Origin of the sequence: Azospirillum ramasamyi (assembly GCF_003233655.1) — a bacterium.
Taxonomy (GTDB): Bacteria; Pseudomonadota; Alphaproteobacteria; order Azospirillales; family Azospirillaceae; genus Azospirillum; species Azospirillum ramasamyi.
Genome location: NZ_CP029829.1, coordinates 1,947,014 through 1,972,539, shown reverse-complemented (window position 1 = coordinate 1,972,539; position 25,526 = coordinate 1,947,014). Strand labels below are relative to the sequence as shown.

The 25,526-nt window shown below is 69.2% G+C and carries 22 protein-coding genes; 12 read left to right on the top strand and 10 right to left on the bottom strand.

Annotated features, from left to right (window positions below; translation table 11 throughout):
• Positions 1-3: 3 nt before the first annotated feature.
• Positions 4-999, bottom strand: coding sequence for an L-threonylcarbamoyladenylate synthase (locus DM194_RS09215; RefSeq protein WP_111067040.1), 996 nt, complete (start codon positions 997-999; stop codon positions 4-6).
• Positions 1,000-1,129: 130 nt separating this feature from the next.
• Between DM194_RS09215 and parA the strand changes: the two genes are divergently transcribed.
• Entirely contained in the window at positions 1,130-1,774 is a 645-nt protein-coding gene (gene parA / locus DM194_RS09210) for a ParA family partition ATPase (protein ID WP_111067874.1), read from the top strand.
• 60 nt (positions 1,775-1,834) lie between these two features.
• Here the strand turns inward: parA and bfr (DM194_RS09205) are convergent, their stop codons facing one another.
• Positions 1,835-2,314 (bottom strand): bacterioferritin, encoded by a 480-nt coding sequence (bfr, locus tag DM194_RS09205; RefSeq protein WP_111067039.1) that lies wholly within the window; start codon positions 2,312-2,314, stop codon positions 1,835-1,837.
• A gap of 14 nt (positions 2,315-2,328) precedes the next feature.
• Positions 2,329-2,811, bottom strand: coding sequence for a bacterioferritin (gene bfr / locus DM194_RS09200; RefSeq protein ID WP_111067038.1), 483 nt, complete (start codon positions 2,809-2,811; stop codon positions 2,329-2,331).
• A 399-nt stretch (positions 2,812-3,210) separates the two neighbouring features.
• Here bfr (DM194_RS09200) and tyrS point away from each other — a divergent pair, with 399 nt between their 5' ends.
• A complete protein-coding gene (gene tyrS / locus DM194_RS09195; RefSeq protein ID WP_111067037.1) occupies positions 3,211-4,479 on the top strand; it encodes a tyrosine--tRNA ligase in 1,269 nt (422 codons plus the stop codon).
• A gap of 140 nt (positions 4,480-4,619) precedes the next feature.
• Here the strand turns inward: tyrS and DM194_RS09190 are convergent, their stop codons facing one another.
• Positions 4,620-8,336 (bottom strand): YhdP family protein, encoded by a 3,717-nt coding sequence (locus DM194_RS09190; protein ID WP_111067036.1) that lies wholly within the window; start codon positions 8,334-8,336, stop codon positions 4,620-4,622.
• 105 nt (positions 8,337-8,441) lie between these two features.
• On the opposite strand from DM194_RS09190, the gene DM194_RS09185 reads away from it, so the two are divergent.
• The 4 genes from DM194_RS09185 (at position 8,442) to DM194_RS09170 (ending at position 14,341) form a co-directional block, all read left to right on the top strand.
• Positions 8,442-11,462: a bifunctional [glutamine synthetase] adenylyltransferase/[glutamine synthetase]-adenylyl-L-tyrosine phosphorylase gene (locus DM194_RS09185; protein ID WP_111067035.1), complete on the top strand. Its 3,021-nt coding sequence runs from the start codon at positions 8,442-8,444 to the stop codon at positions 11,460-11,462.
• A 56-nt stretch (positions 11,463-11,518) separates the two neighbouring features.
• Entirely contained in the window at positions 11,519-11,983 is a 465-nt protein-coding gene (gene bcp / locus DM194_RS09180; RefSeq protein ID WP_111067034.1) for a thioredoxin-dependent thiol peroxidase, read from the top strand.
• A 217-nt stretch (positions 11,984-12,200) separates the two neighbouring features.
• On the top strand, positions 12,201-13,064 hold the full coding sequence (locus tag DM194_RS09175) for a phytanoyl-CoA dioxygenase family protein (RefSeq protein ID WP_111067033.1): 864 nt from the start codon (positions 12,201-12,203) through the stop codon (positions 13,062-13,064).
• Positions 13,065-13,219: 155 nt separating this feature from the next.
• Positions 13,220-14,341 (top strand): anhydro-N-acetylmuramic acid kinase, encoded by a 1,122-nt coding sequence (locus tag DM194_RS09170; protein ID WP_111067032.1) that lies wholly within the window; start codon positions 13,220-13,222, stop codon positions 14,339-14,341.
• Here the strand turns inward: DM194_RS09170 and DM194_RS09165 are convergent.
• Both DM194_RS09165 and aat read right to left on the bottom strand, forming a co-directional pair.
• Positions 14,239-15,807 carry a hypothetical protein gene (locus DM194_RS09165; protein ID WP_111067031.1) on the bottom strand — a complete coding sequence of 523 codons (1,569 nt, stop codon included), beginning with the start codon at positions 15,805-15,807 and terminating at the stop codon, positions 14,239-14,241. The two genes, DM194_RS09170 and DM194_RS09165, sit on opposite strands and share 103 nt — an antisense overlap.
• A 132-nt stretch (positions 15,808-15,939) precedes the next feature.
• The gene (aat, locus tag DM194_RS09160; protein ID WP_111067030.1) at positions 15,940-16,593 is read right to left on the bottom strand and encodes a leucyl/phenylalanyl-tRNA--protein transferase; all 654 of its coding nucleotides are present in this window, start codon (positions 16,591-16,593) and stop codon (positions 15,940-15,942) included.
• 170 nt (positions 16,594-16,763) lie between these two features.
• On the opposite strand from aat, the gene DM194_RS09155 reads away from it, so the two are divergent.
• On the top strand, positions 16,764-17,498 hold the full coding sequence (locus DM194_RS09155; protein WP_111067029.1) for a ribonuclease T2 family protein: 735 nt from the start codon (positions 16,764-16,766) through the stop codon (positions 17,496-17,498).
• A 104-nt stretch (positions 17,499-17,602) separates the two neighbouring features.
• Here the strand turns inward: DM194_RS09155 and DM194_RS09150 are convergent, their stop codons facing one another.
• Positions 17,603-18,538, bottom strand: a complete 936-nt coding sequence (locus DM194_RS09150) for an NAD(P)H-hydrate dehydratase (RefSeq protein WP_246024167.1) — start codon at positions 18,536-18,538, stop codon at positions 17,603-17,605.
• A gap of 12 nt (positions 18,539-18,550) precedes the next feature.
• On the bottom strand, positions 18,551-19,423 hold the full coding sequence (locus tag DM194_RS09145; RefSeq protein ID WP_246024166.1) for a histidine phosphatase family protein: 873 nt from the start codon (positions 19,421-19,423) through the stop codon (positions 18,551-18,553).
• Positions 19,424-19,520: 97 nt separating this feature from the next.
• Between DM194_RS09145 and DM194_RS09140 the strand changes: the two genes are divergently transcribed.
• The 5 genes from DM194_RS09140 (at position 19,521) to DM194_RS09120 (ending at position 23,995) form a co-directional block, all read left to right on the top strand.
• Positions 19,521-20,627 (top strand): alkene reductase, encoded by a 1,107-nt coding sequence (locus tag DM194_RS09140; RefSeq protein WP_111067027.1) that lies wholly within the window; start codon positions 19,521-19,523, stop codon positions 20,625-20,627.
• 255 nt (positions 20,628-20,882) lie between these two features.
• The gene (locus DM194_RS28940) at positions 20,883-21,443 is read left to right on the top strand and encodes a cold-shock protein (RefSeq protein WP_111067026.1); all 561 of its coding nucleotides are present in this window, start codon (positions 20,883-20,885) and stop codon (positions 21,441-21,443) included.
• Between the two features lie 404 nt (positions 21,444-21,847).
• Positions 21,848-22,438, top strand: a complete 591-nt coding sequence (locus DM194_RS09130) for a YgjV family protein (protein WP_111067025.1) — start codon at positions 21,848-21,850, stop codon at positions 22,436-22,438.
• A 29-nt stretch (positions 22,439-22,467) separates the two neighbouring features.
• Positions 22,468-23,175 carry a Crp/Fnr family transcriptional regulator gene (locus tag DM194_RS09125; RefSeq protein WP_246024165.1) on the top strand — a complete coding sequence of 236 codons (708 nt, stop codon included), beginning with the start codon at positions 22,468-22,470 and terminating at the stop codon, positions 23,173-23,175.
• Positions 23,176-23,326: 151 nt separating this feature from the next.
• A complete protein-coding gene (locus tag DM194_RS09120; protein ID WP_111067024.1) occupies positions 23,327-23,995 on the top strand; it encodes an MT-A70 family methyltransferase in 669 nt (222 codons plus the stop codon).
• 41 nt (positions 23,996-24,036) lie between these two features.
• Here the strand turns inward: DM194_RS09120 and DM194_RS09115 are convergent, their stop codons facing one another.
• Together DM194_RS09115 and DM194_RS09110 are read right to left on the bottom strand one after the other, a co-directional pair.
• Positions 24,037-24,666 (bottom strand): HAD family hydrolase, encoded by a 630-nt coding sequence (locus DM194_RS09115; RefSeq protein WP_111067023.1) that lies wholly within the window; start codon positions 24,664-24,666, stop codon positions 24,037-24,039.
• A 13-nt stretch (positions 24,667-24,679) separates the two neighbouring features.
• Positions 24,680-25,447 carry a DsbA family protein gene (locus DM194_RS09110; protein WP_111067022.1) on the bottom strand — a complete coding sequence of 256 codons (768 nt, stop codon included), beginning with the start codon at positions 25,445-25,447 and terminating at the stop codon, positions 24,680-24,682.
• Positions 25,448-25,526 lie beyond the last annotated feature (79 nt).

The following is a 25,526-nucleotide window of genomic DNA, read 5'->3' as shown; positions in this document are numbered from 1 at the left end:
GGATTAGCTCCGCGGTGCCGCCGCCCGGCGCAGGCGGTCGTTGATCGCCATGCCCAGCCCGACCTCGGGAATGGGCATCACGGCGATCCGCCTGGCCCCGCTCTGGTCCAGGCTGCGCAGGTGGGAGAACAGGTTGGCCGCCGCCTCGTTCAGGTCGCCTTCCAGGCTCAGGTTCAGGCGGGTGGCGCCGCCGAAGACGAAGCGGTCGGGGCCGAAGGTCAGGAACGCCTCGTCCTCTTCCGCCGAGGAGGCGTTGAGGCGCACCGCGGCATTCGGGGCGTAGTGGCTTGCCAGCTGGCCGGGCGATTTCGGCGCGGCCGGGTCGCCGGCCGACAGGCGGATCGGGCCGATCAGCCGCTCCATCTCGTCGGGCAGCACGGCGCCCGGACGCAGCAGCACCGCCTCGGGTCCGGTCAGGTCGATGACGGTGGATTCCAGCCCGACCATGCATTTGCCGCCGGTGACGATGGCGTCGACCCGATCGCCCAGGCTTTCCAGCACATGGTGCGGCGTGGTCGGGCTGACGGCGCCGGAGCGGTTTGCGCTGGGCGCGGCGATCGGCTTGCCGGCGGCGCGCAGGATGGCCTGGGCCACCGGGTGGTTGGGCACGCGGATGGCGATGCTGTCCAGCCCGGCGCTGACCAGCAGCGACAGGGCGGAATTGGCCGGGCGCGGCACGACCATGGTCAGCGGGCCGGGCCAGAACTGCGTCGCCAGATCGTGGGCGCGGTCGTCGAACAGGCCCCAGGAGTGGGCGGCGGCCAAATCGGGCACATGGACGATCAGCGGATTGAACTGCGGCCGGCCCTTGGCGGCGAAGATGGCGGCCACGGCGCGGTCGTCGGTGGCGTCGGCGCCCAGGCCGTAGACCGTCTCCGTCGGGAAGGCGACCAGACGGCCGCTGCGCAGCAGCTCGGCCGCGCGGGGGATGCCGGCGGGGGTGGCCGGGATCAGCGCCGGGCGCTTCTCACCGGTATCGGGTGCGGAATGGTCGGTCACGGCGTCTTTCTAGTCGGCACGACGCGGCTGTCAATCATGATGGCGGTCAATTCGCGCGGTTGCACCGGTGCCATGCCCAAGGTTATGAGGGGAGTGCGCAATCACCGAACACAACATGATGGGTGCGGGCATGACGGGCAAGGTCTTCACGGTGGCGCAGCAGAAAGGCGGCGCCGGCAAGACCACGCTGGCCGCCCATCTCGCCATCGCCTGGGCGCAGCTGGGATACAAGGTCGCCACCGTCGACATCGACCCGCAGGGCAGCCTGACCCGCTGGCACGCCGTCCGGGCCGAGGCCACCGGCGGACAGCCCGGCTTCACCCATGTGCAGATCACCGGCTGGCGCACCCAGGCGGAGGTGGAGAAGCTGGCGCGCGGCCACGACATCGTGGTGGTCGACAGCCCGCCCCATGCCCAGACGGAGGCGCGCATCGCCGTCCGCGCCGCCACGCTGGTGGTGGCGCCTGTGCAGCCGAGCCCGATGGATCTGTGGGCGGTCCATCCGACCATCGATCTGGCCGGGCAGGAGAAGCGCCGCCTGCTGCTGGTGCTGAACCGGGTGCCGCCGCGCGCCCGCATCGCCGACGAGCTGATCGCCAAGGTGCATGAACTGGCCGCCCCGCCGGCGGTCGAACTGGCGACGGCGCAGGTCGGCAACCGCACCGCCTATGCCGGCACGCTGATGACCGGGCTGTCGGTGACGGAGGCCGCGCGCAAGACCCAGGCGGCGGCGGAAATGCAGGCGCTGGCGGAGGAAATTCTGGGGCGGGTTTGAGGGGGGAGGGCTTGGTATCGGGGGAATGAGACCCCCACCTAACCTCCCCCGCTAATTCCCTCAGTCCTTGAACTCGCCCATCGCCGCCTGGATGTAGTTGGGCAGGCCGATGTCGTCGATCAGGCTCAACTGGGTTTCCAGATAGTCGATGCGCTCTTCCGACTCTTCCAGCAACTCGGCCAGCTCGTCGCGCGACACGAAGTCGGCCTTCTCCTCGCACACGGCGATGGCGTGGGCGATGCGGTCGCGGGCCTCACGCTCGGCGGCGAGGTCGCTGGACAGGATCTCCGGCACGTCCTCGCCGATGCGCAGCTTGCCGAGATCCTGCAGGTTGGGGATCGCCTCGATGAACAGGATGCGTTCGATGATTTCGTCCGCGCTCTTCATCACCTCGATCGAGGCGTGATATTCCCACTTGCCCAGGGCCCTGACGCCCCAGTTCTTCAGCATGCGGGCGTGCAGGAAATACTGGTTGATCTGCGTCAGCTGGTCCTTGAGGACGATCTGAAGCTGGGCGATGACGTCGCTGTTGCCCTTCATGGTCCGTCCCCCTCTCAGCTCGGGAAGCCGCCCATGGCCGACTGCAGGTAGTTCTGCAGGCCGATCATGTCGATCAGGCGAAGCTGCTGCTCCAGCCAGTGGGCATGGTCTTCCTCGGTGTCGTACAGCAGTTCGACCAGGATGCGGCGGGTGTCGTAATCCTTCACCTGCTCGCAATAGGCGATGACTTCCTTCAGGGCGGCCACCACCTCATATTCCAGGTTCAGGTCGTTCCGCAGCATCTCCGGCACGGTCTTGCCGATGTGCAGCGGGTCGCGGCTGGAGACGTCGGGCGTGCCTTCCAGGAACAGGATGCGGCGGATCAGCTTGTCGGCATGCTCCAGCTCTTCCATCCGCTCGTGCGAGATGCGCTCGCTCAGCGCCTTGAGGCCCATGTCCTCCATCGACCGCGCATGGGACAGATACTGGTCGGCCGCGCTCAACTCGCCGGTGAGCAGCTTGTTCAAACGGTCCAGGACCCCTTGATCGCCTTGCATGGTGGGATTCTCCTAAATAGACGATTTGTCGCACCTTGGCACAACCGAAGGACTCGAACAATAAAAATATCGTTTTGGAACAGAGATGTAGTTGATAGTCACTATCAATTGGACCGGGCGGTGGCCGCCCAAAATACAGTCAGGGCCGGTTCCCTGTTTTGCGAATCAATGTCAATTGCGATTGGCGGGGATTTCGGTGAATTCCCCGCCTGACATTGCGGGTTTTGACTTGCGGCGGCGCAGCGATGCTTGAGCGGGAAAACAGGCGGGTCCGCTTGCCGGTTCCCCCTTTTGCCATCGGGGCGCCGCATTGAGGCAAGGGCCGTTCCGTGCTAACAGACCGCGGGATTTCCCCGACCCTGCTTCGCCCTTCTTTCCAACGACAGCCGGATTGCGGCCATGACGACGACTTCCTCCTCGGCCCCCTCCTCGGAGTTTCTGCGCACCCTGCAGGAGCGCGGATTCATCCACCAGTGCACCGATCTCGCCACGCTGGACGAGCGGGCGCAGAAGGGGCCGATCGTCGCCTATATCGGCTTCGACTGCACCGCCGATTCCTTGCATGTCGGCAGCCTGCTGCCGATCATGATGCTGCGCTGGCTGCAGAAGACCGGCCACAAGCCGATCGTGCTGATGGGCGGCGGCACCACCAAGATCGGCGACCCGTCCGGCAAGGACGAGGCGCGGCAGCTGCTGACCGATGAGGTCATCGCCGGCAACATGGCGGGCATCAAGCGCATCTTCGGCCGCTACCTGACCTTCGGGGACGGACCGACCGACGCGGTGATGGCGAACAATGCCGACTGGCTGGACGAGCTGAAGTACATCCCGCTGCTGCGCGACATCGGCCGCCATTTCACCATCAACCGCATGCTGTCCTTCGAATCGGTCAAGCTGCGGCTGGACCGCGAGCAGCCGCTGACCTTCCTGGAATTCAACTACATGATTCTCCAGGCCTATGATTTCGTGGAGCTGAAGCGGCGCTACGGCTGCAGCTTGCAGATGGGCGGGTCGGACCAGTGGGGCAACATCGTCAACGGCGTCGAGCTCGGCCGCCGCACCGACGGGGCGGAGCTGTTCGGCCTGACCACGCCGCTGCTGACCACCTCGTCGGGCGCCAAGATGGGCAAGACCGCCGCCGGTGCGGTGTGGCTGACCGCCGACAAGCTCAGCAGCTATGATTTCTGGCAGTATTGGCGCAACACCGAGGATGCCGACGTCGGCCGTTTCCTGCGCCTCTACACCGAACTGCCGCTCGACGAGGTCGCCCGTCTGGAAAACCTCCAGGGCGCCGAGATCAACGAGGCCAAGAAGATCCTCGCCAACGAGGTGACGAAGCTCGCCCATGGCGAGGAAGCCGCGCTGGAGGCCGCCGAGACCGCCCGCCGCGCCTTCGAGGAAGGGGCCGCGGCCGAAGGGCTGCCCAGCATCGAGGTCGCCCGCGCCGATCTGGAGGCCGGTCTGCCGGTGGTGGACCTGCTGGTGTCGGCCGGTCTGGCGGCGTCGAAGGGCGAGGCGCGCCGGCTGATCAAGGGCGGCGGCGCCAAGCTGAACGACGGCCCGATCGCCGACGAGACGGCGAAGGCGACGACGGCCGACCTGAACGCGGATGGTGTGGTGAAGCTCAGCGCCGGCAAGAAGCGGCATGCGCTGGTGAAGCTGGGGTAAGGAGCGCCGGCAATTTGCGGGGGTAGAGTCCCACCTGACCTCCGCTCTCGGCGGACCTATGGTCCGCCTGTCGCGCCAGCATAAGGCGCGGTTTTGTGTGGGGAGTTGGGCGGGGGGAGGTCAGGTGGAGATCTGCCCCCTCACCGCGTATGCGCTTCCGGCGGCGCCTTGGTGTCCGGCATCGGGGTGCCGTCGCCGCCCAGGAAGAACAGGTTGCGCAGGAAGCCGGGGGCCAGAACCGCCAGCGGGTTGACCGACACGTCGGGATCGGAGAGCGGACCCTGGACATGCCAGGTGGCGGAGAAGATGCCCTGGCCCTCGCCGCCGCTCAGCACGTCGCCCAGCAGCGGGATTTGGCCGATCAGGCGGTTCAGACCATAGACGGGAACGATGGTGCCCTGGAGATTGGCGGTCTCCGTCTCCAGATCGACCTGCCCCTCCAGCGTCAGGCCGAGCGCCGAGCCCGAGGTGCGCAGATCCTTCACGTTCAGCAGGCGGCCCTCCTTGCGGAAATCCGCCGACATGCGGCCGAAATTGATGCCCTTGCCGCCACCCAGCAGCTCCGCGAAGCCTGACGGCGAGATGGCGTTCAGGATGCGCGCCAGGGCGGGGACGTCGATCAGCGTGTAATCGCGGATTTCAGCCTTGCCCACAATGGCGGCGTCGGCCCGCGGCTCCACCGACCGGCCGGTCAGGGTCAGCCGGCCGCCGCGCATGCGGTCGTTCAGATCCATCGCCTGCAGGGCGGAACCCAGATCGTCGGCGTTGATGGCGAGGTCGTAGACGCCCTGCGCACCCGGCCGCCACTTCATCGACACGCCGCCGCCGTCGCTGCGCCCGGTGAGGTCCAGCAGGGTCCAGGCGCTGGTGTCGCGCCGCATGGTTCCGGCGACCTGGCGCAGCCGCCGCCCCTCGCCGAACACCACCGAATCGAACTTGATGGCGACGTCCAGCGGCGTCTTGCGGCCGTCGCCGGTCCGGGCCTTTTGCGGGTCGGGGGCGACGGCGCCCTCGCCGGACGGCGTCTTGCCGGTCAGGCCGCGGGCGTCCAGGCTGCTGCCGGTGATGGTGCCGGCATAGCCGCCGGCCGGACCGCCGGGCTTGGCCGGGGGCAGAACGGTCAGGTCGGCGCGCAGGTCGGTCTGGCCCAGCTTGAAGCTGGGGGTCTGGATCCGCGCCACCCGCTTGCCGCCGTCGGCCAGTTCCAGGTTGGTGACGGCCTTCAGCCCGCCGGCATCGACGGTCAGGTTGCTGATGCGGGTCGGGCGGTCCTTGTCGAACTCCAGCGTCAGCTTGCCAGTGCCGGGCTTTCCGGGCGGCTTGGCCCAGCCCAGTTCCTCGATGGACAGCCGGGTCTTCTCCAGGTTCAGGTTCGCCGTCAGCGCCAGCTTGTGGCGGCGGTCCACCGTGAACAGGATGTCGGCGCCGAAGGGGCCCTGGACCCGGTCCTCAAGGTCGATGCCGTGGGCGCGCAGATCGTCGGCGGTGGCGTCGCCCTTCACCGCGATGCGGGTGCGCGGGCCCTTGGCCGCGCTGTCGAAGGATTCGTTCCAGTCGACGCTGACGGGGATGCCGTCCAGCTTGGTCGTGCCCTTGATCTGCATCGCGTTGAGGTCGAGCGCCAGCGACAGCTCGCCGTCGGTGGCGTTCATTCCGGCCGCCACCTTCTCCACCGCCACCTTGCGCAGCTTGCCCGCCACCTCCAGGTTCAGCTGCTCAACCTTCAGGTCGACCAGCAGCGGGAAGGCGAAGTGAAGCTGGGCTTCCGCCGTGCCCTGGGTCCGCTTCGGGTCCATCTCCAGCCTGGTGGGATAGCCCAGCGGCGGCATGTCGAGCAGGGTCAGAATGGAGCGCACCGGCCCCTGTACCGGGATGCGGATGTCCATCGTCTCATGGCCGGTGTCCAGCCCGCCGATCACCACCTTGCCGTCGCCGATCTCGATGTCGCCCGATTTCGGATCGGCGATGCGCCCGCCCTTGGTATTGACAGTGAAGGTCTTGCCGTCGGTGGTGGCCTCCACCCCGGCGCCGGTCACCGGCGTCAGGTCGTGGAAATAGCGGACGCTGATGTCCTCCCCGGCCATGGTCGCCAGGAAGTGCTTCATCTCCGGCTTGACCGGGCGGTCGAGCGGCAGCGACAGCGCCACCTCGGCGCGCGCCTCCGTCACCGTGCCGTGGGACAGGTTGGTGACCACCCACTCCCGCGCGTTGGGACCGGCGACCTTCGGCCAGTAGCGGCGCAGCTCGTCCAGCGCCATGCCGCTCGCGCTCGCCTGCGCCTCCACCGCCATGCGGTCGCCCTGGCGCAGGGCGGTGCCGCTGGCCTCCACCCGCGGCTGCGGCTTGCCGGGTTCGCCCAGCACCGCCGTCAGGCCGTCCAGCTCGACGCGGTCGCGGTCGCCATGCAGGCGCAGCCGGGCCGACTCGACGGGCACCGGGCCCTCGAACAGGTCCGGGCGGAGCAGATGGCCGCGGCCGGCGGTGAGATCGGCCTTGCCGGAGGTCGGCTGCAGGGACGAATCGAAGGCGACCTCCACCATGCCCGACAGCGGCAGGGCGGCGGCCTTCAGCGGCTCCAGCGCCGGGGCGATGCCGGCGAGCGCCGCGGGGGTGAGGCCGGCCAGCCGCGCCGTCGCCCGCCCGTCCTTGCCGGGGCCCTGCTGCCCCGACAGCTCGAGTTCGCCGGTCCGGCCCCCGGCGGTCAGCGACAGCGACGCCTGGAGGTCGCGGCCCCGGTCGTTCTCCGTCAGCTCGCCCCGGCCGTACAGCGTCAGAGCTTCGCCGCCGGCCGTGGACTCGGCCTTCAGCGACAGGTCGTCCACGCGGAGCCGCCGGCCCGGCACGTCCAGGCTGCCGCGCAGGGCCATGCTCTGCACCGCGAGCGGCTCCGGCCGCAGGGCGGGCAGGGCGATGGCGCCGGTGCCGCCGCGCAGGTTCAGGTTGAGCATCGACGGCTCGAACCGGGAATCGAGCTTGCCCGTGACCGTGCCCGACAGCGGCAGCTTCACCGCGGCCAGCGGCTTCAGCGCCGGCCCGACCTCCGCCAGCGCCGCCGGCTCCAGCCCATCGACGGACAGGGTCAGGTCGGTGGTGGAGTCCGAGAGGTTGTAGTGGCCGGAGGCGGCGACCGTCACCGGAAGCCGATTCGCATCCCCCTGGTTCCGGGGGCCGAGATCGAGGGTCAGGCGGGCGCGGCCCTGGGCGCCGTGGTCGTCGCGGGTCAGGATCATGTCGGCGCGGGTCGCGTGCCAGGAGAGATCCAGCATGCGGTTCTCGATCCGCAGGTCGGCCCCCACCACCGACAGCCGGCGCAGCAGCCCGAACGGCCGATCGATGTCGGGCGGCCGGCGCAGGCTGTCCAGCGCCTCGTTCAACAGGTCGGGGCCGTCGCTTTGCTTCTGCACCGCCTCCGTATCGGACCGCACGTCGAAGGCGATGCTGCCGTCCGCCCGCCGCAGCACGCTGAGGCGCGGCCGGACCAGATCGAGTCGCGTCGGCGACAGCGTGCCGCGCATCAGCGCCGTGACCGAGAAGCCGATGCCCATCTCCGGCACCGCGGCCAGTTCCGCCCCCTCGGCGTTCAGCGCCTGCACCCGCCGGGCCCGCAGGTCGAGACGCCGCCCGCCGTCGCCGGCCTGGAGCGCGTCGTCCTTTTCCAGCGACAGCACCAGCTCGCCGACATCGATGCGGAACCGGCCGTCGCGGTCGCTGAGCGCCTTCTCGACATAGGGGATCAGCGGATCGAGCGCGATCGGCCCCTGCGACAGCCGCCAAGCGAACAGCCCGCCCGCCGCCAGGGCCACGGCCCCGATTCCGGTCAGCGTCAGGCCGAGAATCTTCGCGGTGCGCCGGATCATCGGGCACCATGGAGGCGGGAGAAGGCGCGGGAATCGGCCCGATTGACGTTCTCTCCCGACGCGTGCAGCTTTCTGCACATGTTTTGAGCAGGAAAGACCGTTCCCATGTCGAGCCCCATTCCGTTCCCCGCCCCCTTGCCGAAGCCCTTCGACGCCGCGCAGGCGGCGCTGGGGATGGAGCGCTGGCGCCAGCAGGCCGCCGCGGCGGATGCGGAGACGCGGGGCTGGGCCGAGGCCTTCGCCGATTCGGAGCCCGGCCGCGCGCTGATCGGTGCGGTGTGCGGCAACAGCCCGTATCTGGGCCACATCCTGACGCGGGAGATGCCCTTCGTCCGGCGGCTGATGGAGGACGGGTTCGACGCCACCTTCGCCGGGCTGATCGCCGCCCTCCATGCCGAGCATGACGGCGAGACGTCGATGGACCGGCTGATGGCCGGGCTGCGGGTGGCGAAGCGGCGGTCCGCCCTGCTGATCGCGCTGGCCGACATCGCCGGGGTATGGCCGCTGTTCCGCGTCACCGGCGCCCTGTCGGAGCTGGCGGAGACGGGGGTGCAGCTGGCCGCGAATTTCCTGCTGCGCCGTGCCGCGGAGGCAGGGACGCTGACGCTGCCGGATCCGCAGCGACCGTGGATCGGCTCAGGTCTGATCGTGTTGGGCATGGGCAAGCTTGGCGGGCGCGAACTCAACTATTCCAGCGACATCGACCTGATCGTCCTGTACGACGACGCTGTTGTGCAGACGCCCCAGCCGGACAACCTCGCGCGAACTTTCATCAGGCTCGCACGCGATCTTGTCCGCATTATGGATGAACGGACCAAGGACGGCTACGTCTTCCGAACCGACCTTCGGCTTAGGCCGGACCCAGGCGCCACGCCGCTGGCGGTTTCCGTGTCGGCGGCCGAAATTTATTACGGCAGCGTCGGCCAGAACTGGGAGCGCGCGGCGATGATCAAGGCCCGCCCGATCGCCGGCGACCCGGAGGCGGGGGCATCCTTCATCCGCTTCCTGGAGCCCTTCATCTGGCGCCGCAACCTGGATTTCGCCGCCATCCAGGACATCCATTCGATCAAGCGCCAGATCAACGCCCACAAGGGCCACCGCGAGGTGACGGTCAACGGCCACGACATCAAGGTCGGCCGCGGCGGCATCCGCGAGATCGAGTTCTTCGCCCAGACCCAGCAGCTGATCTTCGGCGGGCGCGACCCGCGCGTGCGCATCGCCCCGACGCTGATGGCGAACGAGGCTCTGCACGACGTCGGGCGCGTGCCGGCCCAGACGGTGGAGGATCTTGCGGGGGCCTATCATTTCCTGCGCCGTGTCGAACATCGCATCCAGATGATCGACGACCAGCAGACCCACCGTATTCCCGCCGACGATGCCGGCGTGGCGCATCTGGCGACCTTTCTCGGCTATGACGACCCCGACGCCTTCCGGGCGGAGCTGCTGGCGACGCTGGGGCAGGTCGAGGACCGCTATGCCGAACTGTTCGAGGAGGCGCCGTCGCTCTCCGGCCCCGGCAATCTCGTCTTCACCGGCACCGATCCCGATCCCGGCACGGTGGAGACGCTGAGCGGCATGGGCTATGCCGATCCTGCGCGCGTCATCAACGTGGTGTCGGCCTGGCACCGCGGCCGCTACCGCGCCACCCGCTCCGGCCGGGCGCGCGAGCTGCTGACCGAGCTGACGCCGGCCCTGCTGAGCGCGCTGGCCAAGACGCCGGCCCCCGATTCGGCGCTGATGAACTTCGACGATTTCCTCGGCAAGCTGCCGGCCGGCGTCGGGCTGTTCTCCCTCTTCGTCGCCAATCCCTGGCTGCTTGAACTGGTGGCGGAGATCATGGGCATCGCGCCGCAGTTGGCGAAGACGCTGTCGCGCAACCCGTCGCTGCTCGACGCCGTGCTGTCGCCGGACTTCTTCGATGAGCTGCCGGGCAAGGAGGACGGGCTGGCCGAAGACCACGCCCGCGTGGTGGCGACCGCCCGCGATTTCGAGGATGCGCTGACCCTGTCGCGGCGCTGGACCAACGACCAGCGCTTCCGCGCCGGGGTCCATATCCTGCGCGGCATCACCGACGGCGACCGCTGCGGCGCCTTCCTGGCCGATCTGGCCGACATCGTCGTTCCCGACCTCGCCCGCCGGGTGGAGGAGGAGTTCGCCCAGCGCCATGGCCGCATCCCCGGCGGCGCCTGGGTGGTGGTGGCGATGGGCAAGCTGGGCAGCCGGCAGCTGACCATCACGTCCGACATCGACCTGATCGTCATCTACGACGTGGCGGCCGGTGAAGGCCCGCGGCTTTCGGATGGCGCCAAGCCGCTGTCTCCCAACGAGTATTACATCAAGCTGACGCAACGCCTGACCAACGCCATCACCGCGCCGATGGCCGACGGGCGGCTCTACGAGGTGGACATGCGGCTGCGGCCGTCCGGCAATGCCGGGCCGCTCGCCACCTCGCTGGACGCCTTCCTGAAATACCAGACGACCGACGCCTGGACCTGGGAGCATATGGCCCTGACCCGCGCCCGGGTGATCGGCGGCGATTCCGGTCTTGCCGACCGGGTGTCGGCGGCGGTCCGCTCGGTGCTGACGGCCCCGCGCGATCCCGACCGGCTGCTGTGGGACGTCGCCGACATGCGGCGGCGAATCGAGAAGGAGTTCGGGACGACCAACGTCTGGAACGTGAAGTACGCCCGCGGCTGCCTGATCGACATCGAGTTCATCGCCCAATACCTGCAGCTGCGCTTCGCCCATGAACGGCCGGACATCCTGCACATCGGCACCGCCATGGCGCTGCGATGCGCCGCCCGCACCGGCGCCCTGGACGCGGAGGTGGCGGATGACCTGGAATCCACGCTGCGCCTGTGGCGGCGGGTGCAGGGCTTCCTGCGGCTGACCACCGCCGGGGTGCTGGATCCCAACCAGGTGTCGCCCAGCCTGCTGGCCGGGCTGACCCGCGCGGCCTTTCCCACCGGCATTCCGGGCGAGCGTGAGCCCGGCGCTGTTGACTTCCCCGAACTGGACCGCAGAATCCGTGCCGTCGCCGCCCGCGCCCACGGCCACTTCAAGGCCCTGGTCGAGGAGCCGGCGGGCCGTCTGGCCCCACCCAACACGACCACGCCCCCGGCTTGAGGGCCGGTTCCACCCGCCGGTTCTCCGCCGGCAAGAAGAAGGACATTCGAGCAGCCATGACCGTAGACGTCGGATCGCCCGCCCCGGATTTCACCATGCCGACCGACGGCGGGGGCAGCGTCACCCTGTCGGCCCTGCGCGGCAAGCCGGTGGTGCTGTATTTCTACCCCAAGGACGACACGTCGGGCTGCACGTCGGAGGCCTGCGGCTTCCGCGACCAGTTGCCCGACTTCTCCGCCGTCGATGCGGTGGTGATCGGCGTGTCCAAGGACAGCGTCGCCAGCCACGACAAGTTCAAGGCCAAGCATGAGCTGACCTTCACGCTCGCTTCCGATACCGACGGTAGTGTCTGCGAGGCCTACGGCACCTGGGTCGAGAAGAGCATGTACGGCCGCAAGTATATGGGCATCGACCGCGCCACCTTCCTGATCGACAAGGACGGCGTGGTCCGCAACGTCTGGCGTAAGGTGAAGGTGACGGGCCATGTCGCGGCGGTGCTGAAGGCGGTACAGGCCCTTTAGCCTCTCGCGTGAAGGCGGGGTGCCGTTTTCTCCCGGCATGAACCGTACGGGATGGTCACCCCGCCTCCCCCGGCTATTCCTCCGGCGCGTGGGCTTACGCCACAAGGGCGTTTCTGGAATCGCGCCAAAACTGCATACACTCCGTGCATTCCCGCACCAGTGGCCGCGCAACCCACCGCGGTTTTGGTCCTTCGGCTGCCCCAGGGATGCACCATAAATGAACGTTGCGAATATTGCCCGGCGCCTCGTTGCCGGAGAGCTTCACTATGCGCTCGGCCGCTTCGAATCGATTCGGCGCGGCTACAGCGCCTTGCGCCGCCTGTCCCCGCGGTCGCGCCAGCGTGCCCCGGCCGGGCCGCCCGTCGCCTTGCCGACGCTTCCGGTCAGCCTGTTCGCCGGCCTGACCGCAGAGCGGGCACTGGCGGACCTGCGGCGCGACTCGATCGCCATGGGCTTCGATCTGCCGGGGGAGATGGTGGCGGAAATGGTGGAGTTCGCCACCCATTCCCTCCTGCAGCGCCGTCTGCGCGACGAGCGGATGTTCTACCGGCACGAAGTGCACGAGGGCCGGCTTGCCGACGGATCACCCGCGGTGATGGGCATCGTCCCCGACCCGCTGGACTGCCCGGCGGTGCGCCGGGTCTGCCGCGACCCGCTGCTGATGGAATGCGCCGGGGCCTTCCTGGGGTTCCGCCCGACCAAGATCATCCCGCGTCTGTTCTGGAGCTTCGTCACCGACGCCGGCGACGACGAGCGCCGGCAGTTGGGCCAGACCATCGACTGGCATTACGATGTCCACGACTTCCATTTCTGCTCGGCCCAGTTCTACCTGACCGACGTCAGTCCCGGCGCGGGGGAGCATGAGCTGGTCCGCGGCAGCCACCACGGCAAGTCGCTGCGCATGCTGCTGGGTTCGGCCAATGCCCGCGACGAGGAGCTGTTCACCCGCTTCGCCCGCGACCGCATCCTGTTGGTGGAGGGGCCGGCCGGCACCGGTTTCCTGGAGGACACCTCCTGCTACCACCGCGCCGTGCCGCCGGCCAACCGCGACCGGCTGATGCTGCAGCTTTGGCTCAGCTAAAGCGGATTGCAATCCGCTTTGGACCGCGACGGCGGCCCCGGTCGCTCACGCGGCCGAAGCCCTACCGGCGAACGTGGCCATAAGAATCTAAAGCGAATGAAATTTCGCTTTAGTCTAGATTGGGCCCCGTTACCAAGGCGGGCGTGGAGCGGATGATGGAAAACCGGGACGGGGATGTCGGGGAGGGGCTGCGCACCGTCGTCGGCCTGATGAGCGGCACCTCGATGGACGGCATCGACGCAGCCCTGTTGCGCACCGATGGGCGCGGCAGGGTGGAGGCGCTCTCCTTCCTGACCATCCCCTATGACGACCGTTTCCGCGTGCGGCTGCGCGCCTGTCTCGGCAGGACGGACGGCGGGGAGCCGGTGGCGGAGGTGGAGCGCGAGCTGACCGACGCCCATGCCGACGCGGTGCGCCGCCTGCTGGGCCAGGCGGGAGTCGCGCGGGCCGACGTCGAACTGATCGGTTTCCACGGCCACACCATCCATCACGATCCCGACCGGCGCCTCACCCGGCAGATCGGCGATGGCGCCCGGCTGGCGGCGGCGACCGGCATCGGCGTGGTCAATGACCTCCGCGGCGCCGACGTGGCCGCGGGCGGGCAGGGGGCGCCGCTGGTCCCGCTGTTCCACCGCGCGCTGGCGCATGGCCTGGCGCGCCCGCTCGCCATCCTCAACATCGGCGGCGTCGCCAATGTCAGCTGGATCGGCCCCGAGACCTCGGAAGGTGAGGCGGAGGTCGTCGCCTGCGACACCGGGCCGGGCAACGCCCTCATCGACGATTGGGTTCTGCGCCACGGCCTCGGCCGTTTCGATGCCGGCGGAGCGCTGGCGGCGACCGGCCAGGTGGATGGGGCGGCGCTGGCCGCCCTGATGGCCAATCCCTGGTTCGACCGCCCGGCACCCAAGTCGCTGGACCGCGACGCCTTCGACCCGGCGCCGGTGGCCGCCCTGTCCGCCGCCGACGGGGCCGCGACCCTGACCGCCTTCACCGCCGAATCGGTCGCCCGCGTGGTGGCCCACCTGCCGGCCCCGCCGGTGCGCTGGCTGGTCTGCGGCGGCGGCCGCCACAACGCCACGCTGATGGCGATGCTGGCCGACCGGCTGAGGGTGCCCGTCGAGTCGGCCGATCTGGTCGGTTGGGACGGCGATGCGCTGGAGGCCCAGGCCTTCGGCTATCTCGCGGTGCGCAGCCGGCTCGGGCTGCCGCTCAGCCTGCCGGCGACCACCGGCGTGCCGGTGCCGATGCGCGGCGGGGTGTTCCACCCGGCCGGCTGATCGGGCCCTGCGCCCCCGTCCGGCGCGGGCTGTGCGTCCCGGCGGCGCGCCGTCGCCAGCAGCACCAGAGCCGCGAAGGGCACCAGCCAGATGACGCGGTTCTGATAGCGGTCGTGGACCGCCGACAATCCGCCGGAGACGGCGGCGTTCAGCGCCAGTCCAAGCCCGATCACCAGGAGCAGCATCCGCACCCGGCCGTCGATCCGCCGCCAGCGCCCAAGCCCCAGGATGGCGATCCCAAGCACGCCGAGCGCCAGCGAAAGGTTCTGGAGCAGGGCCAGTTCGTCGCGGGGGAAGCGCCGCTGCGTCTGCAGCGACCCTTCAAAGGCCGCATAGACCGGTCCGGGAAAGCGGCTGAACAGCCGGCGGGTCAGCGGCTTGACCGGATTGTTCAGGGCTTCGTCCGGCTGGACCTCCAGGAACTGGTCGGCGGCGTTGGCCAGCCCATGTTCGGCGACCGCGGCCGGCCGGCTGGCGATGGTGGCGCGGGTGATCTCCGCCGCCTCGGCCACGAAGCGCGGCTGGTCGCCGAAGCGGCGGCGGGCGCCATCGGGGTGCCAGAGGAAATAGTCGGAGGTGACGTAGCCCGGCGCGCTGCGGCCCAGCGTGTCCAGGGTGCCGCACAGCAGGTAATCGCGGCTGCGGCAGGCCTCGGCCAGATAGTCGCGGGCCGGTCCGTCGCCGATCAGGCGGGCCAGCAGGAAGACGGGGGAGCTTTCCGAGAGCACCGCCCGGCCTGCGATCAGCAGGTTGGAGGCGCTCAGCAGCCCGGCCGCCAGCACCATCGGCAGCAGCACCCCCCAGGCCAGCGACCGCAGCATCCCGCGGTCATGCCGCAGCGCCCAAAGTCCGAGCAGAGCGGTCATCCCGCCCAGTATGGCCAGATGGCTGAGATGGGAGACGATCATGCCGGTGAGCGCCGCAATGGTCAGCAGCCGCTGCGCGATGGTCAGTGCCGGCCAGCGCATGACGACGGCATAGACCAGCAGGATCGCCAGCCCGGAGAGGAAATCCGGCATGATCGTCGCGGCGTGCAGCGACAGGCTGGTCGTAAGCCCCAACACCGCGGCGATGCCGAGGAAAAGCCCCGGCCGGTCCGGCGCCCCGGCTGCGGTCAGGGCCGCCCGCAGGACCGCCGCCGCGAGGATCCCCTGGCCGACCGGGATCAGCCACACCCACCAGCCGCCGGCGAAGGGAAGCAGGAACAGCATGTAGCCGAAGGGCCGCAGGAAGAAGATGTTGGTCGACGGCTGGCCGTGGGGCGACGGGTCCGGCGGGGGCGTCCAGGCCGGCTGGGCCATCCGGTTCAGGATGTTGAAGGCCGGCTCCAGGTAGCCCGGCGTATCGTCGAAGGTCAGCGGGAAGCCGTTCAGCACCAGCAACGGCATGCCGATCAGGAGCCCGCCCAGGACGATCGTCAGGGCAGGCGGGATCCGGCTTGGGCGCAGTATGTTCCAAAAGCGCATCGGCGCCTTTCGGTCACGGCGGCGGATGAGCGGAGGATGTCCGTCGCCACCGCAATGCACAACCGGTCGGGCGTGGTAGCGGGGACCGCGGGGCGACGCATCGGGTATAACCCCCGGAGGCGGGGCGTGCGGTCAGGATTGCGGAGAGGCCGCCGCCTCCAGCAGATCCGCCAGCGCCGCCTGCTGGTCGACGCCGCGGAAGTCGGTCTTGCGCTCCATCGCGGCGGCAAGGCGGCGGCGGTATTCGGCGCGGGGAATTTCGACGGCGCCGAATCGGCACAGGTGCTCGGTCACGAACTGGGTGTCGAGCAGGGCGAATCCGGCGGCGCGCAGGCGGGCGACCAGATGGACGAGCGCCACCTTGCTGGCCCCGGTCTCGCGGCTGAACATGCTCTCGCCGAAATAGGCGCCGCCGATCGACACCCCGTAAAGCCCGCCGACCAGCCGGCCGTCGCGCCAGCATTCCACGCTGTGGGCGAATCCGGCGTCGAACAACTCGCTGTAGAGGCGGACGATGTCGTCGTTGATCCAGGTCTTCGGCCGATCCTCCGTCGATTCGGCGCAGCCCTCGATCACCGCGCGGAAGGCGCTGTCGAATCGCAGCTCGAACGGGGCGCGGCGCAGGGTCTTGCGCAGGCTGCGCGGCACATGGAAGGCATCCAGCGGCAGGATGCCGCGGTGTTCCGGGTCGAACCAGTGGAGTTCCCGCGACTCCGCGCTTTCGGCCATCGGGAAGATACCGGCGGCATAGGCACGCAGAAGCATCGGGGCGGACAGGGTGAACATGCCGATGACTATACCGATGGTTGGGCGCAGGCGACGGTGGCGAAGCACCGGTGCCGAAGGCGGGGAGGGGCCGGCTGTCCGGCCGAGTGATACTGGTGTCGAGACCCCGCGACAGCAAGCTCCTTCCATGGTATGCAACGTTGGGAAGCACAGCCTTGGGAAGACTCGTCATGCGTAGTGCCGTCGCCGCCGCCCTAGCCGTCCTGGTTGCCGGACTGTTCGCCGCAAGCCCCGTCTGGGCGCAGAGAAAGGCGGAGCCGGGCGTCTTCGATTACTACATTCTGGCGCTGTCCTGGTCGCCGACCTATTGCGCCCGCGACCGGAACGGCCCCGATCCCGACCAGTGCGGGGAGCGGAAATACGGCTTCGTCGTCCATGGCCTGTGGCCGCAATACACCGACGGCAGCTATCCCGCAACCTGTACCCGCGACCGCAACGTGCCCAAGGCGGTGATCGACCAGACCATGCCGCTGATGCCCAGCGTCGGGCTGATGATGCACCAGTGGCGCAAGCACGGGACCTGCTCCGGCCTGACCGCCACCGACTATTTCGCCAAGCTGCGCGCCGCCGCCGGCAAGGTGGCGATTCCCGATCCGCTGAAGACGCCCGGCCCGACCGTGCCGGCCGCCCAGGTGGAGCGCCTGTTCATGGAGGCCAATCCCGGCCTGACCGCGGAGGGGGTGGCGGTCATCTGCTCCCGCCGTGACGTGTCGGAGGTCAGGATCTGCCTGAACAAGGATCTCGGCTTCATGAACTGCGGCCAGAAGGTGGTCGACCGCTGCCGCGACCGCGACGCCGCCTTGTCGGCGAATGTGATGCCGGCGCAGCCCCGGACATTCGGCAACACCCCCGCCGCCCCGGCCCTGCCGCCGGCCCCGGCCGCGGCGCCCGCGCCGTCGATGTGACAGGGCTTGAGCGTCATGAGTCGCGAAGCCCCTCTCCCCTGGCGGGAGGGGGGCTTTTTTGATCGCAGGCCTCTGTCTCGGACGGCGTCGCGGTCCGCCGGCGGTCAGCCGTTTTCCGCCAGGGCCGCCATCGCCGCGGGGATTTCCGCCAGCAATTCGCGGGCGAGGAAGCCGAGAGGGCCGATCCGGCGGCTCAGCCGGTTGCCGGCCTCGCCATGCAGGTAGACGCCCCAGATCGCGGCCTGTTCCGGGCTGGCGCCGCGGGCCAGCAGGCCGGCGACGATCCCGGCCAGGGTGTCGCCGGAACCGGAGGTGGCGAGCCCCACCGTGCCGCCGCGATAGGCCCATGCGCGGCCCTCGGGCATGACGATGCGGGTGCAGCTCCCTTTCAGCACCACCACCGCCTTCAGCTGGACCGCCACCTGCCGGGCGGCGGCGAGCGGGTCGGCCTCCACCTGTTCGCGGGAGCAGCCCAGCAGTGCGGCCATCTCGCCGGCATGGGGGGTGATCACCACATGGCCGGCGTGCCGCCGCACCGGCCCCGGATCGCGGCCCAGCCCGGCCAGCGCCCCCGCATCCAGCACGAAGCGCGGTCCGCCGCCGGCCGGGCCGTCAACGGGTTCCAGCCGCATCAGGAGGTCGGCGGTCAACTCCGCCACCGCCGCCTCGTCCATCATGCCGGGACCGATCAGCACGGTGTCGCAGCGCGATGCCCGCTGGGCCAGCGCCTCGGCCGACTCGGCGGCGATGCCGCCTTCCGCCGTTTCCGGCAAGCCGGCGACGAGCGCTTCGGGCAGGGCAAGCCCCAGATGCGGGGCGATGCTGGCGGCGGTGGCGATCTGCAGCTTGCCGGCGCCCGCCCGCAAGGCGCCGATCCCGGCCAGCAGGGCGCCGCCCGGCACCGGCACGCTGCCGGCGACCACCAGCACCCGGCCACGGGTTTCCTTGTCGCCGTCGTCGTCCGGCTGGGGCAGGGGCATGCTGCGCAGCAGCTCCGCGGTGACGGGGATTTCCTCGGCGGAATTCACGGCGGAATTCACGGGCATGGCTCCCTAGCGGACCGCGACGGCGGCGTCCGGCTCGGCGGTGACCGGGGCGCCGGCCTCCTCCAGCGGGGCGACGAAGTTGTAGCGGTGCAGGCACAGCCCGCCGCGCGGCCCCGCCTTGGGGTCGAAGCGGTATTCGGTGACGGAGCAGTTGGCGACGTCGCCGGCCGCGTCGATGGCCAGGATGTCGTCCTCCGTCATGTTCTCCAGCAGGTAGCGCAGGCACAGCACCACCACCTGATGGCCGACGATCAGCACCCGCCGCCCGCTGTGATGCAGGCTGATGGTGTCGAGCGCGCTGCGCAGCCGCAGGATCACGTCGCACCAGCTCTCGCCCCCCGGCGGACGGTGGTAGAACTTGCCCAGAAGGCGGCGGAATTCGGCCTGTTCCGGGAACTCCTGCCGGATGCCGGCGGTGGTCAGCCGGTCGAGGACGCCGAACTCCTTCTCGCGCAGCCGCTCGTCGATGACGAAATCGGTCGGATCGACCGGCAGGCCGCCGGCCTGGTGCAGCCGCTCCGCCGTGCGCAGCGCCCGGCGGTAGGGCGAGGTCAGGACCACGTCGGGTCGCTCCATCGCCGCCATGGCGGCGAACCAGCGGCCGAGCGCGTCGGACTGCCGCTCCCCCAACTGGCTGAGCGGAACGTCGACGTCGCGTTCGTCGATGTCGATTCGGACGAGGCCGGCCGCGTGGGCCGCATCGCGCGCGACGTTTCCGGCGCTCTCGCCATGGCGGACGATCCAGAGTCGGTCGGGCCAGCGCTGTTGCATCGGCGATCCCATCTGCTTGTGGTCCGGCTGGTTGTCGGGGCTGTCGGGAATAACCGCCGGACGGGGCGAAAGGTCCCGCGGCCCGGCGGCGGGCGGTATGGCAGCCATGCTGTCCGCCCGCCCGCCGCGGCCAATCGGCACCTTGTCGGTGGCGGAGGCCGGGCCACACTCTTCTGTCCAGTTTCACCCTCTGAATGGATCGGACATGACGGACAGCCAGGACGCGGCCCCCCTGTTCCAACCGGTGACGATCGGGCGCTACAGCCTGCCCAACCGCATCGCCATGGCACCGCTGACCCGCAGCCGCACCGACAACGCCACCGGCGTGCCGACCGCGATGAACGCCGAATATTATGCCCAGCGCGCCAGCGCCGGCCTGATCATCGCCGAGGCGACGCAGATCTCGCCGCAGGGCAAGGGCTATGCCTACACCCCAGGCATCCACAGCGCCGAACAGGTGGCGGGCTGGAGGCTGGTCACCGACGCCGTCCACGCCAAGGGCGGGCATATCTGCCTGCAGCTGTGGCATGTCGGGCGCATCTCCCATCCCGACCTGCAGCCGGGCGGCGCCCTGCCGGTGGCGCCCTCGGCGGTGAAGCCGGAGATGAAGGCCTTCACCGTCGACGGCTTCAAGGACATCCCGACTCCGCGCGCGCTGGACATCTCCGAACTGCCGGGCATCGTCGAGGATTACCGCAAGGCGACCCGCAACGCGCTGGCGGCCGGATTCGACATGGTCGAGGTGCATGCCGCCAACGGCTACCTGATCGACCAGTTCCTGCGCGACGGCACCAACAAGCGCACCGACGCCTATGGCGGCTCCGTCGAGAACCGCGCCCGTTTCCTGTTCGAGGTGCTGGACGCCGTGGTGGCGGAGGCCGGGGCCGACCGCGTCGGCATCCGCCTGTCGCCGCTGAGTCCGGCCAACGACGCGCAGGAAAGCGACCCGGTCGGCACCTTCAGCCCGGTGATCCGCCGGCTGAATGATTATGGCCTCGCCTATCTCCACATGATCGAAGGGGTGACGCGCGGGCCGCATCCGGGATTCGGCGGCGACCTCGCCGAGCTGCGCGGGCTCTACAAGGGGCGCTACATGGCGAACAACGTCTATGACCGCGCCATGGCGATCCAGGCGACGTCCAGCGGCTATGCCGACATGATCGCCTTCGGCCGGCCCTTCATCGCCAATCCCGACCTGGTGGAGCGGCTGCGCATCGATGCTCCCCTGGCCGAGCCGGACCAGAAGACCTTCTATGGCGGCGACCGTCACGGCTACACCGACTATCCGACATTGAAGCAGTCGGAGGCCTGATCCTTCTCCGCACGGGCGGCGTGCAGAGCGTGCCCGAGTCGCTGCGGAAACGGCGAGGCGAAGGGGCCGGGGAACGATCGGAGGGCGGCACTTCGGTGCCGCTCCCCCTGTTCCTGAGCGCCGGCGCGGCGGCAAGCGTAAGCCTGGGGTGGGGCATTTAACGGCGATTCGGCCATCTTGCCTTTGGAAGGCTTGACCTGGGACCGGATCCCTGTGACAACAGACCTTCGGCACACTCTATGAGCTTGAAGACACATGTTCGACCGCCCGCCCCGCCAGGGCTTCCGCGCTCCCGAGATCACCAAGTCCAACGTCACCGCCACCGTGAAGTGGTTCAACCCCACCAAGGGGTTCGGCTTCGTGTCGCCTGAGGACGGTTCGCCCGACGCCTTCCTGCACGTCTCCGCGGTTCAGGCCGCCGGTTACGACGCGCTGGACGAAGGCACCACCATCACCTGTGACCTGGCCCGTGGGCCGAAGGGTCCGCAGGTGGCCTCCATCCACACGGTCGATACGTCGACCGCTCAGCGTTCGGCCCGTCCGCGGACCGGCGGCTTCGACCGTGGCGGTTTCGACCGCGGCGGCTACGATGCCGGCGGCAGCGGCGGCGAAGAAGTCGACGGCACCGTGAAGTGGTTCAATGCCGATAAGGGCTTTGGCTTCATCACGCCGAGCACCGGTGGCAAGGACGTCTTCGTCCATGTCAACGTGCTGCGCCGCTCGGGCATGCAGACCCTCCAGGAAGGCGATCAGGTGCGCGTCACCGTTCGCCAGGGCCAGAAGGGTCCGGAAGCGGGCAAGGTCGAGTACCTGTAAGGTTCGGGGTATCCCGGACCTCGACCGGACGGCGCCCGTTTTCGGACGCGCGCCGGCTCGGTCGGCTCCGCTCATCTGACACGCGTTTCGAAGGTTGGAGCGGTCATCGTTCCGGTCTTCCCGGTGAAAATCCGGACTCTTTTCGCACGGTGCCTCCCTTCGGGGGCGCGCCGTGCGTTCTTGTCTTTTATGTCTCGGTTTTGTGCGGTCCTGGCTCGTGAGTGATCCGGCCGTGGCTTTGTTCGGCCCGGCGGTGCGTTGCGTGTGTCTTCCGCTCTTCTCAATCGGTACTTTGCTCTCCGCGCCATACTTTGCGCCGTCCTTCGGGGCGGCCGGCGCCGTTTCCCGCCCCTTGTCCCGCTCCTTGTCCCGCCGCCCGTTTCATCGCTGGGGGGCTTTCCGGCATGATCGAGATGCTGACCGTCCGGTTCCCAGCGCTCTTCGGCGGGGGAGGAGAGGCGGACATCTGGTGGTCCGTTGCGCAGCTGGTCGGCTTGTGCGGCATGCTCGGCGGCATGCTCTGGCCCTTTTTCCGCAGCCGCCGGGCCATGCTTCTGGTGCAGCTGGTTCCCTGCCTGGGCTTCGCCCTGCATTTCGCCCTGGTGGGCGCCCCGACCGCTGCGGCGCTGAACGGGCTTGCGGCGCTGCAGGTTCTGGCGGCGCTGGCGCTCGGCACCTGGCCGGCATCCCGGCTCGTCTATCTGCTTATCCTGCCGGTGATCGCCGCGGTGATGGCCGCGACCTGGACCGGCCTGCCCTCCGTCTTCGCGGCGGCCGGCATGGCGTTGATCAGCCTTGCCCGCTACCAGACCCGGGTCGCGGTGTTCCGCGGCACCATGCTGGTGGCGTTGCCTTGCTGGTTCGTGCACAATTTTCTGGTGGGGTCGATTCCGGGAATGATCTCCGACCTGACCGGGATGGCGGTCAACGCCTGGATGCTGTTGCGCGACCGGACGGCACCGCCCCCATCGTCACCAATGGCGCCAACGTCATAGGGGCCAACGGCCGGGGAGGCGAAGCTGTCATGACCACCCACCACAGCAACCTGTCGGCGGAGGATGCCGCCGCATTGTGCGCCATCCCGCTCTTCGCCAAGCTGACCGACCGTGCCGTGTCCCTGCTGGGCGGCGTCGCCATCATGCGTTCGGTGTCTCGCGGCGCCACCCTGTTCCTGCAGGACGAGCCCGCCGACCGCTTCTTCGTGCTGCTCGACGGCTGGGTGAAGCTGTACCGCCTGACCCGCGATGGAACGGAGGCGGTGGTCCATGTCATCGGCCCGGCCGAAAGCTTCGCCGAGGCCGCCATGTTCGCCGACGGCAAGTTCCCTGTCTGTGCGGAGGCGGTGACCGACGCCCGCGTCCTGACCCTGACCGCCGAGGGATTCGCCCGCTGCCTGCGCGAGGACGATCGCATCGCCTTCGGCATGCTGGGCTCGCTGTCGCAGCGCCTGCGCCAGTTGGTGACACAGATCGAGCAGCTTCAGGTCCAGCCGACGCCGCAGCGAGTCGCCGCCTTCCTGATGCGCGTCTGCCCGCCCGGCAATGGGCCGGCGACGTTCCAGCTTCCCTTCGACAAGGCGCTGATCGCGCGGCACCTGGGCATGCAGCCGGAAACCCTGTCGCGGGCGCTCGCCAAGCTGCGCGCCTCGGGCGTGGAGACGCAGGGGTTGACCGTCAGCGTGGCCGAACGCGCCACCCTGCGCGCCGTGGCCGAGGCGGGCGAGGAGGAGTGATCGCCGCCATCCGCTGCCGCCCTTGCCGCCGCCCCCGCTGCCGCTTGTGACAGCGTCGGCGGAGCGGCTAGACTGGATTGACGGGGGTTGCCGCCGCGTGCGAGTTTGCACCCCTCCCAGTACCGGGTTTGTTCAGGATTTCGAGGCAGTGATGGGCGACAGCAACACGGCGGCGGCGGCATCGGATCCGGCGCGGGATCTGGTGGCCTTCGCCGGTGACCGGCGCTTCGCCACCGTGATGGCGGACCCGCCCTGGCGCTTCGTCAACCGCACCGGCAAGATGGCGCCGGAGCATCGCCGCCTCTCGCGCTACGGCACCATGACGGTGGAGGATATCTGCGCCCTGCCGGTCGCCGACATCGCCGCCCCCACCGCGCATCTCTATCTCTGGGTTCCCAACGCGCTGCTGCCGGAAGGCTTGCAGGTCATGCGCAGCTGGGGGTTCGAGTACAAGACCAACCTCGTCTGGCACAAGGTGCGCAAGGACGGCGGGTCGGACGGGCGCGGGGTGGGATTCTATTTCCGCAACGTCACCGAACTGATCCTGTTCGGCGTCCGTGGCAAGAAGGCCCGCACGCTGCCCCCCGGCCGGACCCAGGTGAACCTGATCGAAAGCCGCAAGCGCGAGCACAGCCGCAAGCCCGACGAACAGTATGAACTGATCGAAGCCTGCAGCCCCGGCCCCTTCCTGGAGATGTTCGCCCGTGGCGCCCGGCCCAACTGGTCGGTGTGGGGCAACCAGGCCGACGACAGCTATGAGCCGACCTGGAAGACCTACGCGTTCAATTCCGCCACCGACCGCGAGGCGGCGGCGGAGTAGGGGGCTTCGATTGCCCCCTGAAGCGGATTGCAACCAAACAGTTAAAGCAATCCCAACGCCGCCAGATCGCGCCGCAGCGCCTCGGCACCCAGGAACAGGTGGGCCGACATGCCCACCGACTTGGCCGCCTCGACATTGTTGGGGTTGTCGTCGATGAAGTAGCACTGATTCGGTTCGAGGCCGTAACGGTCCATCAACAGCCGGTAGATCGCCTGATCCGGCTTCACCAGCCGTTCCTGACCCGAAACGACGATGCCGTCGAAGCCGTTCAGGAAGTCGAAGCGCTTGCGCGTCAGTTCGAACTTGTCGGCCGAGAAATTGGTGATGGCGTAGACCGGGACGCCGCGGGCCTTCAGTTCGGCCAGGATCTCCGGCGTGCCGGGAATCGCGTCCGGCACCATGCGTTCCCACATGTCGTCATAGGCGCGGATCAACTCGGCGCAGTCGGGATGCTCCGCGCTCAGCTGGGCGATCGCCTCGCTCCAAGGGCGGCCGCGGTCCTGCTCCAGGTTCCAGGCGGGGGTGCAGACCCGGTCGAGGAAATCCTCCATCAGGTCTTCATAGCCGTCGAACAGTTCGCGGTAGAGATGCCGCGGATCCCATTCGATCAGCACCTGCCCGACGTCGAAGACGACGACGGTCGGCTTCGGCGGCTCACTCGTTGCGGTCATGATACGGCCCGCCTCAGCCCTTGGACCGGGCGGCGTCGGTCAGCCGCTTCATGTCGTCCAGCTTGATGGCGCCGGGCACCAGCTCGTCGCCGAAGACGAAGGCCGGGGTGCCGCGGATGTTCAGCTTCTCGGCCAGCGACTGGTTGGCGGCGATCGCCGTCAGCACGTCCGGCGATTCCATGTCCTTCTTCAGCCGGTCTGTGTCGAGCCCGACCGACTTGGCAAGCCGCATGATCACCGCCTCGTCCAGCTGGCCGCGATGGGACATCAGGGCATTGTGCAGCTCCATGTACTTGCCCTGGGAGCGGGAGGCGAGGGCGGCCTTGGAGGCGAGCAGCGACGCCGGCCCCAGGATCGGGAATTCCTTCAGGACGAGGCGCAGCTTGGGATCGCCCTTGACCAGCGCCAGGGTATCGGCATGCACGGCCTTGCAGTAGCCGCACTGGTAGTCGAAGAACTCCACCACCGTCACGTCGCCCTGCGGGTTGCCGGCGACCGGGTCGGCGGGGTTGCGGGTCAGTTCCTGCTTGTTCTCGATCAGCGCCATGCGGGCCTGTTCGGCCTCCGCCGCCTTCTGGCGCTCCTGCATGGCGTCGACGGCCTGCAGGATGACCTCGGGATGCTCCATCAGGTAATCGCGGACGATCTTCTCGATGGCGGCCTTCTGGTTGCCGTCGAAGCTCGCCGATTGCGCATGGGCCGGAGCGGCGGCGGACAGCGCCAGCGCCGCGATGGGCAGGGCCAGCAGGGCGGAACGCAGGGACGGCAGGGCGGGACGCATGGTGGGCGGTCTCCGAAACGCTGGGGACATTGGGCCTGAGGCCGCCCACACTGGACCGACAAACCGGCCCGGACAAGTG

Excerpts from the sequence above, each read along its gene's own strand:
- parA (WP_111067874.1), top strand. The coding sequence starts at position 1,130 with ATGACGGGCAAGGTCTTCACGGTGGCGCAGCAGAAAGGCGGCGCCGGC.
- bfr (WP_111067039.1), bottom strand. The coding sequence starts at position 2,314 with ATGAAGGGCAACAGCGACGTCATCGCCCAGCTTCAGATCGTCCTCAAG.
- bfr (WP_111067038.1), bottom strand. The coding sequence starts at position 2,811 with ATGCAAGGCGATCAAGGGGTCCTGGACCGTTTGAACAAGCTGCTCACC.
- tyrS (WP_111067037.1), top strand. The coding sequence starts at position 3,211 with ATGACGACGACTTCCTCCTCGGCCCCCTCCTCGGAGTTTCTGCGCACC.
- DM194_RS09190 (WP_111067036.1), bottom strand. The coding sequence starts at position 8,336 with ATGATCCGGCGCACCGCGAAGATTCTCGGCCTGACGCTGACCGGAATC.
- DM194_RS09185 (WP_111067035.1), top strand. The coding sequence starts at position 8,442 with ATGTCGAGCCCCATTCCGTTCCCCGCCCCCTTGCCGAAGCCCTTCGAC.
- bcp (WP_111067034.1), top strand. The coding sequence starts at position 11,519 with ATGACCGTAGACGTCGGATCGCCCGCCCCGGATTTCACCATGCCGACC.
- DM194_RS09175 (WP_111067033.1), top strand. The coding sequence starts at position 12,201 with ATGAACGTTGCGAATATTGCCCGGCGCCTCGTTGCCGGAGAGCTTCAC.
- DM194_RS09170 (WP_111067032.1), top strand. The coding sequence starts at position 13,220 with ATGGAAAACCGGGACGGGGATGTCGGGGAGGGGCTGCGCACCGTCGTC.
- DM194_RS09165 (WP_111067031.1), bottom strand. The coding sequence starts at position 15,807 with ATGCGCTTTTGGAACATACTGCGCCCAAGCCGGATCCCGCCTGCCCTG.
- aat (WP_111067030.1), bottom strand. The coding sequence starts at position 16,593 with ATGTTCACCCTGTCCGCCCCGATGCTTCTGCGTGCCTATGCCGCCGGT.
- DM194_RS09155 (WP_111067029.1), top strand. The coding sequence starts at position 16,764 with ATGCGTAGTGCCGTCGCCGCCGCCCTAGCCGTCCTGGTTGCCGGACTG.
- DM194_RS09145 (WP_246024166.1), bottom strand. The coding sequence starts at position 19,423 with ATGGCTGCCATACCGCCCGCCGCCGGGCCGCGGGACCTTTCGCCCCGT.
- DM194_RS09140 (WP_111067027.1), top strand. The coding sequence starts at position 19,521 with ATGACGGACAGCCAGGACGCGGCCCCCCTGTTCCAACCGGTGACGATC.
- DM194_RS28940 (WP_111067026.1), top strand. The coding sequence starts at position 20,883 with ATGTTCGACCGCCCGCCCCGCCAGGGCTTCCGCGCTCCCGAGATCACC.
- DM194_RS09130 (WP_111067025.1), top strand. The coding sequence starts at position 21,848 with ATGATCGAGATGCTGACCGTCCGGTTCCCAGCGCTCTTCGGCGGGGGA.
- DM194_RS09125 (WP_246024165.1), top strand. The coding sequence starts at position 22,468 with ATGACCACCCACCACAGCAACCTGTCGGCGGAGGATGCCGCCGCATTG.
- DM194_RS09120 (WP_111067024.1), top strand. The coding sequence starts at position 23,327 with ATGGGCGACAGCAACACGGCGGCGGCGGCATCGGATCCGGCGCGGGAT.
- DM194_RS09115 (WP_111067023.1), bottom strand. The coding sequence starts at position 24,666 with ATGACCGCAACGAGTGAGCCGCCGAAGCCGACCGTCGTCGTCTTCGAC.
- DM194_RS09110 (WP_111067022.1), bottom strand. The coding sequence starts at position 25,447 with ATGCGTCCCGCCCTGCCGTCCCTGCGTTCCGCCCTGCTGGCCCTGCCC.